1 pseudogene is annotated in these 531 nt (G+C 52.5%); it reads left to right on the top strand.

Annotation, left to right across the window (positions count from 1 at the left end):
• Positions 1–76 precede the first annotated feature (76 nt).
• A pseudogene (locus tag ACKLKD_RS27995) lies at positions 77–531 on the top strand (IS1 family transposase); the annotation flags it as partial.

Raw genomic sequence — 531 nt, 5'->3', positions numbered from 1 at the left:
GGTAATAGATACAACGATCAGGGTAATGCTACCAACTTACTGATTTAGTGTATGATGGTGGTTTTGAGGTGCTTACGTGGCTTCAATTCCCATCAGTTGTCCCACCTGTTCAGCTACCGAAGGCGTCGTGCGTAACGGTAAAAGCACTGCCGGACATCAGCGCTATCTCTGCTCTCACTGCCGTAAAACATGGCAGCTACAGTTCACTTACACCGCCTCTCAGCCCGGTACACACCAGAAAATCATTGATATGGCCATGAATGGTGTCGGTTGCCGCGCCACCGCACGCATTATGGGCATTGGTCTCAACACCATTTTCCGCCATTTAAAAAACTCAGGCCGCAGTCAGTAACCTCCCGGATACAACCGGGCAGTGACGTCATTGTCTGCGCGGAAATGGACGAACAGTGGGGTTACGTCGGCGCTAAATCCCGCCAGCGCTGGTTGTTTTACGCGTATGACAGGATACGGAGGACGGTTGTGGCGCACGTATTCGGTGAACGCACGTTGGCCACGCTGGAGCGTCTTCTT

This window comes from Klebsiella sp. 10982 (genome assembly GCF_048589245.1).
Taxonomy (GTDB): Bacteria; Pseudomonadota; Gammaproteobacteria; order Enterobacterales; family Enterobacteriaceae; genus Klebsiella; species Klebsiella quasivariicola.
The sequence above is the reverse complement of the archived record's forward strand: the minus strand, read 5'-3'. Positions and strand labels throughout refer to the sequence as shown.